Here is an 8,983-nt window from a genome sequence, read left to right on the forward strand (position 1 = left end):
GGGGTACCGTTTTGTTATCCGGTTTGAAGCCGTATGACCACTCCATTTTGTGGGCAACTGTCAGGTGAATACCATCTCCATACAGTCGGGGCAAGCGGGGCGTGCAGCCGATTGATGACAATAAAAAAAGCCGGCATGAAGCCGGCTTTTGCGTGATGGCTGCCCGTTAGTGGGAAGTGGCGCCAGAGGCACCCAGCCCGGTTTGGGAGCGAACGAACTGCGGCAGGAACTTGGCATGCTCGTCGGCGGCGTTCTGGGAGCTGTCGGTGATGGAGAAGAACCAGATCCCGACGAAGGCCAACCCCATCGAGAAGAGGGCAGGGTATTCGTAGGGGAAGATGGCCTGGGCATGGCCCAACACTTTCACCCACACGGTCGGGCCCAGGATCATCAGGGTCACTGCGCTCGCCAGTCCCAGCCAGCCCCCGTAGACGGCGCCACGGGTGGTCAGGCGTGACCAGAACATGGAGAGGAACAGCACCGGGAAGTTGCAGCTGGCGGCGATGGAGAAGGCCAGACCGACCATGAAGGCGATGTTCTGCTTCTCGAACAGGATCCCCAGACCAATGGCAACCACACCCAGCACCAGAGTCGTCATCTTGGAGACGCGCAGTTCATCGGTCTCGTTGGCCTTGCCCTTCTTCAACACACTGGCGTAGAGGTCATGGGAGACCGCAGAGGCACCGGCCAGGGTCAATCCGGCGACTACCGCCAGAATGGTGGCAAATGCCACGGCAGAGATGAAGCCGAGGAACAGACTTCCACCCACTGCATCAGCCAGGTGGACGGCTGCCATGTTGGTGCCGCCCAGCAGGGCGCCGGTGGCATCCTTGAAGGCCGGATTGGTGCTTACCAGCAGGATGGCACCAAAACCGATGATGAAGGTGAGAATGTAGAAGTAACCGATAAAGCCAGTGGCGTAGAACACCGATTTACGCGCTTCCTTGGCATCGCTCACGGTGAAGAAGCGCATCAGGATGTGGGGCAGGCCGGCGGTACCGAACATCAATGCCAGACCGAGCGAGATGGCGGAGATGGGGTCGGAGACCAGCCCGCCCGGGCTCATGATGGCGGAGCCTTTCTCGTGCACTTTGACCGCTTCGCTAAACAGGGCGCCGATGTCGAAGTTGACTGACTTCATCACCATGATGGCCATGAAGCTGGCACCGGAGAGCAGCATCACTGCCTTGATGATCTGAACCCAGGTAGTGGCCAGCATGCCGCCAAACAGCACGTAGAGCACCATCAGGATACCGACCAGCACCACGGCCACATGGTATTGCAGGCCAAACAGCAGCTCGATCAGTTTGCCGGCACCGACCATCTGGGCGATCAGGTAGAGGGCGACCACCACCAGCGAACCGCAGGCGGAGAGGGTGCGCACTTCAGTCTGTTTGAGACGATAGGAGGCGACATCGGCGAAGGTGTATTTGCCGAGATTGCGCAGCCGTTCGGCGATCAGGAACAGAATGATGGGCCAGCCCACCAGAAAGCCGATGGAGTAGATGAGGCCGTCATAGCCGGAGGTGTAGACCAGCGCGGAGATCCCGAGGAAGGAGGCGGCGGACATATAGTCACCGGCGATGGCCAGACCGTTCTGGAAGCCGGTGATACGGCCACCGGCAGCATAGTAGTCGGAAGCCGAGCGGTTGCGCTTGGAGGCCCAGTAGGTGATGAACAGGGTAGCGGCCACAAACACCAGAAACATCACGATGGCGGCGACATTAAGGGGCTGACGCTCCACGGCGCCCGAGATTGCATCGGCCGCCAGCAGGGGAGAGGAGGCCAGTGAGGTCAACAGCAGCAACTTGCCTTTCATGATTGCACTCCCTTGAGGATCTTCTGGTTCAGTTCATCAAATTCGCCGTTGGCGCGAAAGACATAGACGCCGGTCAACACGAAGGAGGAGAGGATCAATCCTACCCCGACAGGAATGCCGCGAGTAATGGTCGACCCTTCGCTCAAGGGGGTGCCCAGCCAACCGGGGGCAAAGGCGATGAGCAGAATAAACGCCAGGTAGAGTCCCAGCATCAGAGCCGAGAGGGCCCAGGCAAAACGCTGGCGCTTGGCGACCAGCTCCTGGAAGTTGGGATCTTGCTGGATCCTCAGATAGCTTTGCTGTTCCATTGCAGTTCTCCATGACATGAGTGTCAGCGGTGGATGGGGTAACCCCGACGAGCAGGCAATCTGCTCATGTAAGCAAAATGTGAATTAAATGTTATTTCTCGACAATTAGACTTTGGGATAAGTGAGCGGCGAGCCGCAGGTCAGGCGCAGGTAGATGAGCGCGGCCGTGGTGGCATCGGCAAGGGCATCGTGGGCGGGCAGGGATGGGAGTTCAAGGTGGCCGCAGATGGCACTTAAACGTAGGTCAATGGCTGCATCGGGATAGCGGCGATAGAGGTGGTCGTGATAGAGCTGGCTTACCTCGATCCCTCGCTGGGGCAGAGTCAATCCCCACAATTTCTGGCAGGCGAGATTGAGAATACGCAGATCGTAGGCGATGTGATAGCCCACCAGTTCACGGGGGCCGATAAAGTGAAGCAGCAGGCGCAGTGCGGCTTCCAGCTCCATTCCCTGTTGCAGATCCTGATGGCGCAGACCGTGGATCACCACAGATTGGTCGGTCAGGCTGGCCGGTGGCTGCACCTTGATGGCGAGGGCCTCGCCGGTCAGCAGCCGGTTACCCTGAATGCGCACCGCCCCGATGGAGACGATCTCGGCCTGCTCGGGATCGAGACTGGTGGTCTCGAAATCGAGGGCGATCCGTTCATCTTCCGGTGGGGTGGCAAAGAGTGGCGCGAACTCGCCCGTTCGGAACGCACGGCCATACCAGTAGCGTCGAACGCGGTTCAACATGGCTATTGTCTCAGACGAAAGTGCAAGGTGAGCCACTGCTGGAACTTCTTCACCTGATGCAGCGCCTGGCGCAGCAGGTCCCGCTCGCTGTGGCTGAGCTCGCTTGTCTGCACCCGACTATTGCCTCCCTTTAGCTGGCTGCGCAGCCTCAGCCGGATAAAGAGCCGGAACGCCTCCGCCAGATTGCTGCCATAGTCGGCACTGAGCCGATCGGCGGCCACCAGTGCGTCGATACGCCCCAGGGTTGAAGTCTCCAGAATGCCTGCCTCAAGGGCCAGCATCCGGATGCCGTGCACCAGCGGGAACAGGCCGCCCCGCTTCAGATCCAGCCCTTCCGGTGGCTGCTCCAGCCGGCCAAACAGGGTGAGGGGGGCATGAAAGGCCACTGCCGGTCGCACCATCTCCGCCAGCAGATCCCGCCTGTCCGCCAACTGCTCGCGCAGCGCTCTGGCAACTGGCAGATGCAGTTGGCGATCCCCCGCGATGGGGTGAGCATCGGCCAGGGTGGCGAGCCAGAGCAGCTCATCCTCTTTTGCCGTGGTGCAGGCGCAGGCAATGGCGCTTTGCCACTCGCTGCCTGTTTTCACCCAGGCCGGATTGTTCACCATCACCTGCCCGGGGCACAGCGGGTAGCCGAGGCGCTCCAGCATGGCGCTGAATTCGGCCAGATCGGCTGCCTGGGTGGGCCATGCCAGCCCTTCTGGCAGGATCAGGGCGTTGTCCTGATCGGTTTTGAGGATCTGCTCGCCGCGCCCCTCCGAGCCCAGCATCAGCAGGCAGACCTTATCCTGCACCTCGGGGGGGAGCACCAGCGCAAAGGCTTTGGCGATCAGCTGCTCGTTGATGGTGGCGATCAGCTTCATCAAAAAGGCGGTGTGGATCCCCTGGGCAAACAGCGAGCGGGTCAATTGCTGCTGCTCGCGGGCCACCGCCTCCAGTGCCGGCAGGCTGTCGGCGCGGGCGATACGCAACGTCAACACGTGGGAGTGGGTCGAGAAGAGCCCCAGCACCTGAGTCAGTTGCAGGATCCCCGCCACCTCATTGCCGCGCCACACCACCAGTCGCTTGATGCGATGGCGGGTCATCAGCAGCAGGGCATCAAACAGATAGCTCTCCAGCGGCAGACCAATCAGGGGCGTGGGGGTCAGCACCGAGAGCGGGGCCGTCAGCGGCAATCCCTTGAGGGTCAGGGCGTGGAGCAAGGTCTTGCGGGTTGCCAGCGTGAGGGAGCCGTCGTGGGCCGGGTAGAGCAGGCAATCGGTCCCCTTGCTCACCATGGCTTCGGTGGCCGCCAGCAGTGACAGCTTGCTGTCGACGATAAGCGGTGCCTGCAGGTGGCCGGGTTCGATGCGGGTCAGGATAAATTCAGCCAGATTCTTCTGCCCCAGTTGTTCGCGTTGCTCCTGCTGGCGCTGGCGCTCGGCCAGATTGGCGGTGAAGTAGCTGGCAAACTGCGGATCCTGCTCACAGAGCGTCAGAAAGGTGTGGCGAGGGATGAGCTGACAGAGGCTATCTTCCAGCGCGGTGAAGCGGTGGCGGCAGCGGCCGTCAAACTGGGCGCGCACATCGAACAGATCATCGACCCCGTAATCACCAAACTGGTGGTGAGGTGCCGACTCTTCCACCGCACCCTTGATGACGAGATAGAGGCCGGGAGGCTCGTCCCCCTCTTTTAGCAGCAGCTCCCCGGCCCGAAAATAGCAGAGCGAGAGGTGACGGGAGAGCCGCTCGCGCGCCTCCTCATCCAGTCTGTCGAACGGTGGTCTGGCAAAATTGAACAGGGTTGACATGACAGCGTCCTCTGCTGGCTTGCGGCACTCATGCAGCTCCCAGTGTGACAAAGGGAGGAGGAGGCGACCAGCCGACTTTAGTCTCAGCTGTACCGCCTGTTCACACTCTGATAACTTGGTGGTATGACCAGTGAGTCAGTTTCAGGGATCAAGGAGAGGACAAGGGAGATGGAAAAACCAAGGGTCAAGTGCGAGATCCACGACGGGATTGCCGAAGTGATGCTGACGCGGGGGGACAAACTCAATGCGCTGGACCGCGCCATGTTCAGCGCCATCGACGAGACGCTGACGCAACTCGCTCAGCAAAAGGGGCTGCGGGCGGTGATCCTGCATGGTGAGGGGCGGGCCTTCTGCGCCGGACTGGATGTGAAATCCATGCTCAAGCAGCCAGTGGCGGCGCTCGATATTCTCAAGCGCGAGGCGGACGAAGCGACCAATCTGGCCCAGCGGGTCGCCTATGGCTGGCATCAGCTGCCTGTGCCGGTGATTGCGGTGACCCAGGGAGTCTGTTTTGGCGGTGGCTTGCAGATTGCGCTCGGGGCCGATTTTCGCTTCAGCACCCCCGATTGCCGCTTCTCGGTGATGGAGATCAAGTGGGGGATCATCCCCGACATGAGTGGCAGTGTCACCATGCGCAACTTGATGGGGCTGGATACCGCCATGGAGCTGGCCATGAGCGGGCGCGAGCTCGATGCCATCGAGGCTAAAGCTCTCGGGATGGTGAGCCGGGTCTGCGCCGATCCGCTGGTGGAGGCGCGGGAGTTTGCCCGCACCCTGATCACCAAGTCGCCCGATGCCTTGGCGGGGATCAAGCAGCTCTACAGTCAGGCCTGGGCTCGCAGCGATGAAGCCATGCTCAAAGAGGAGACCCGCCTGCAAAAGCAGATCCTGGGGCGACCCAATCAGTGGCGGGCCACCCTTAACAGCCTGTTTCGCTGGCGGCTGCCCTTCGGGCCGCGCCGCAATCCGCTCTGACTGCGAGCTGCACGAGCGATCTACGGTATGCCCGACTACTTGGGTGGCTTGCATCGGCCCTGCTCAACCAGGATGCCACCCTGTTTCGGCGTAAATATTTCCTCAACGGCGCCCATATGGGCTTCATCTTCTATGCCACCGACCCGAACATGGATGACGATACCGAGGAGGAGATGAAGGAGATGATCGCGAGCAGCAAGGGGGTGGGGAATTTCCGCTCCATGTTTGTGAACATCCCGGACGGCAAGCCTGATGGCATCAAGTTGATCCCGGTGGGGGATATCGCCACCAAGGACGAGTTCGCGGCCATCAAGGGGATCACCGCCCAGGATGTACTGACCAGCCACCGCTTCCCGGCGGCGCTGGCTGGTATCATTCCGACCAATGGCGGGGGAGGGCTCGGGGATCCCGAGAAGTACGATGCCACCTATGCCCGCAACGAGGTGCTCCCGCTGTGCGAGCTTATCCAGGATGATCAACAGCGCGGGACTCCCGTCTCCCTGCGGGCCGATTTTCGGGAGAATATCGGTTCAACTGTATAAACAAACAGTGTCTGCTATGGCAAGATAGGCTGTTGATTTGGATAGAAAAGGGGGCGTAATGCGGGTTTATTGCAAAGTGTGTGGCCAGCGGGGCCGCATTACCAAGACCAACCGACTGAGCGACGATGTCTCGGATCTCTACTGCCAGTGCACCGATGCCGAGTGTGGCCACAGCTGGGTGGCCACCCTGGCGTTCGCACACACCCTCAGCCCCTCGGCCAAGACTACCAACCAGCTGGTGCTGAGCTTGATGGGATCGCTAACGCCAGAGGGGCGGCAGCTGGTGCTGCAAGGATTGAATGGATCGTAACAAGATGGATTTAAGTGCCGCAGACGCATGACATCATTCATCGAATATCTATTAGTTGTCAGGACTGACAGGGCAAGCAACATAAGCGAGTATTGTTACAAGGACCTTATGTGCCGCGAAATATCGTAAATAAGTCCCCACCACCTATGTATGAAGTTTTGTTTTTCCTAGCGTTCAAGCCCGCTTAGGTGGGCTCCCCCCATGGCTGTCTGTTGCGAGCGTCCAGTGCTCACCAGAGGTTCATAGTGGTAGGGTTGGCCAGCCCAGCCCTTCATCACCTAGCGCGCAGTCAAGGCCCAGTTTCGCCAGCCCGCTTTATGTGTGGAAAATCACGCTGGTGAATTATGGAGGGCAGGGAACGGTTCCCACGTTAAGAACTGGCCACACACTTGGACCCTGATCCTGTTTGTTATCCCTCACTTTCTGTCAGAGCCTTTATTGTTTAATAAGATATCTCTGTTTGGGTTGCAAAGTCATTCTTGTTCAGTGTTATATCGTTGTTGTATATCTTAATAAAAGTAACTTCGAACAAAATTTTTCTGGTGAGGGTGGTTGTCATTTGGTACCATTTGGAGTAGTTTTAATTAAATATTATGCGAGATGGTTAAGTTAGGAGACTATATTCTATTTATAAGTTCAATTAATTATGAAATATAAGGAAAGGTGTATTATATACATCATCATTTTTATGAATGCGCTAAAGATAGTCAGGTTTTATTTTGAGACCATTGATTATTCTTCTCATTTTTATTAAAAAAGGGTGGCGGAGTGAAAATACAACAACTCTATGAGCAGATTTATAGAGAACTACTCAAGGTATACCCAGAAAAACCTTGGCTAAAAATAATGTCAAAAATGTCAGCAGACAAAAATATCGCAATCAATAAATATGGCGAGAGAATTATAGCCTATGGATTATATCTATGGGAAAGTAAACGCTTTCATAGGTGCGATCAATATGAAAAAAATGCAATTGCGGAAGCGTTTTTTTATAGTGCAAAATTCTTGGAATTATATGTAAAAATGTCCGCTAGTGAACAGGGTATATTAAAGCCGAGATTTGGTTCTGCCATTAAAGAGTCAGAGGACATGAGGGCGTTAATATTCGAAGTTTTCACAAATCACTATCTAGTCAAACTCGGATACTCAGTTGAAAACATGGATATGAGCGGTTCTGGTGATACATATGATTATTTGGTAAGAAAAAATGGCCATGAGGTTCAAGTAGAATGCAAGTCATTTTCTTATGATAAAGGACTAAATATTAGTGCTGACGAAGCGCAGAAGTTAAGCGCTCTTATTTTGGAGCGAGGATTAAATCCCAAGCAACCAACTAAAAATGCAGTCACATTTGTTACCGTTGGACTTTTAGTCGAATTTCCAGAAGAAAAATGTGAACAAGATCTGTTGTTGGATGAAATATTTCATTGTCTAGAGGATAAATGTTTTTGTTCAGACAAAATCACATTGTACACTGAGACTTTTGAACATGTGGAAAACATTGATGAAAATGAGTGCTGGGAAAAACTGAAAAATAATGGTGATGAGATTGAATTGGCCTTTTCTATTTCAGAGCCCGTAGGTGAAAATAGTAGGGTGGCATTGAGCATTACTGCTAATTTAAAAAAATCTTTACTTCGCGAGTTTGAGAATAAATGTAAGGATGTTACAAAGAGACAATTTAAAGTTGATAGGCCGGGGGTGATTTTTGTTCATATTTCACATATAGATACATATAGAGCGTTAAAATCCAGCAAACAATTTGAAAATAAAATAAAAAATATTTTTTCTCAGTCACACATATATGGTTTACTTTTGGTGTCTAATATCGGCGCTCTAACGCAGAAGGACTATCCTTTTTTTTACATAGCACCATGTTTAAAATTCTATAAAAATGAGGCTAGTACATTTAATAACATTGCGCTCTCATTTAAAAATGGATAATTGTGGCACTATAGGACAAATCCCTCAACTAAAAAGATATAGATAACTATATATTATTCGTTAGTTATTCCTAAGGTTATGGGGGAATTCAATAACGTTCAATATAATAGCGAGGGCCTATGGGCGGATGCGGTGGCACAGGCCACCGTATTCTGTTTGTCCTGTAGCATCCCCACCCATTGGTTGGTCGAGTTGGCTGGCCAGCGTTGCTGGAGAATGCAGGTCACCCGATTATCTAAGCGGCGATACTCTTCTCGGCTTACGGTCTGTTTGCTGTTCATGTCCACTCCTCGCTGTAGTCGTTCTGTCCTTGTAGCCATTCCTGAGTATCCAATCCCTCCAGCACCCGCCACATCTCCGACTGATATGGCTCCGGCAGCATCTCGATCCAGCGGTGTGCCCCGGCGTGGCCTTGTGCCTGGTAGACCTCGCCGCACAGCTCAACCAGCATAGGCCAGTCCGGATCGTCTTCCTGTACCGCGTATTCATCCAGCTGGCCCTGTTCGGCTGGCTGTAGTCCCTCGGTAATCCCCCCGAAAAACTGAGGTGCTCATAAGTAGAAT

7 protein-coding genes and 2 pseudogenes are annotated in these 8,983 nt (G+C 55.1%); 4 read left to right on the forward strand and 5 right to left on the reverse strand.

Annotated elements, in window-relative coordinates; genetic code table 11:
• Window positions 1-166: 166 nt before the first annotated feature.
• The 4 genes from L972_RS02055 to L972_RS02070 form a co-directional block, all read right to left on the reverse strand.
• A complete protein-coding gene (locus L972_RS02055) occupies window positions 167-1,819 on the reverse strand; it encodes a cation acetate symporter (RefSeq protein WP_047434904.1) in 1,653 nt (550 codons plus the stop codon).
• Window positions 1,816-2,127, reverse strand: coding sequence for a DUF485 domain-containing protein (locus tag L972_RS02060; RefSeq protein ID WP_040068110.1), 312 nt, complete (start codon window positions 2,125-2,127; stop codon window positions 1,816-1,818). Before L972_RS02060 ends, L972_RS02055 begins: the two co-directional genes overlap by 4 nt.
• 105 nt (window positions 2,128-2,232) lie before the next feature.
• Entirely contained in the window at window positions 2,233-2,859 is a 627-nt protein-coding gene (locus L972_RS02065) for a 3'-5' exonuclease (protein ID WP_047434910.1), read from the reverse strand.
• Between the two features lie 2 nt (window positions 2,860-2,861).
• Window positions 2,862-4,649, reverse strand: a complete 1,788-nt coding sequence (locus tag L972_RS02070; RefSeq protein WP_047434914.1) for a putative nucleotidyltransferase substrate binding domain-containing protein — start codon at window positions 4,647-4,649, stop codon at window positions 2,862-2,864.
• A gap of 168 nt (window positions 4,650-4,817) precedes the next feature.
• Here L972_RS02070 and L972_RS02075 point away from each other — a divergent pair, with 168 nt between their 5' ends.
• From L972_RS02075 to L972_RS02090, 4 genes and pseudogenes are all read left to right on the forward strand, one after another.
• Window positions 4,818-5,624, forward strand: coding sequence for a crotonase/enoyl-CoA hydratase family protein (locus tag L972_RS02075; RefSeq protein ID WP_047434917.1), 807 nt, complete (start codon window positions 4,818-4,820; stop codon window positions 5,622-5,624).
• A gap of 18 nt (window positions 5,625-5,642) precedes the next feature.
• Window positions 5,643-6,166: pseudogene (locus L972_RS02080) on the forward strand (phage portal protein); the annotation flags it as partial.
• A 58-nt stretch (window positions 6,167-6,224) separates the two neighbouring features.
• Window positions 6,225-6,476 carry an ogr/Delta-like zinc finger family protein gene (locus L972_RS02085; RefSeq protein ID WP_047434920.1) on the forward strand — a complete coding sequence of 84 codons (252 nt, stop codon included), beginning with the start codon at window positions 6,225-6,227 and terminating at the stop codon, window positions 6,474-6,476.
• Window positions 6,477-7,244: 768 nt separating this feature from the next.
• Window positions 7,245-8,420 (forward strand): hypothetical protein, encoded by a 1,176-nt coding sequence (locus L972_RS02090; RefSeq protein ID WP_047434923.1) that lies wholly within the window; start codon window positions 7,245-7,247, stop codon window positions 8,418-8,420.
• A gap of 277 nt (window positions 8,421-8,697) precedes the next feature.
• Here L972_RS02090 and L972_RS02095 read toward each other — a convergent pair.
• Window positions 8,698-8,943, reverse strand: a pseudogene (locus L972_RS02095) (replication endonuclease); the annotation flags it as partial.
• Window positions 8,944-8,983 lie beyond the last annotated feature (40 nt).

The sequence above is a fragment of the Aeromonas sp. ZOR0001 genome (genome assembly GCF_000801015.1).
In the GTDB taxonomy this organism is placed as follows: Bacteria; Pseudomonadota; Gammaproteobacteria; order Enterobacterales; family Aeromonadaceae; genus Aeromonas; species Aeromonas veronii.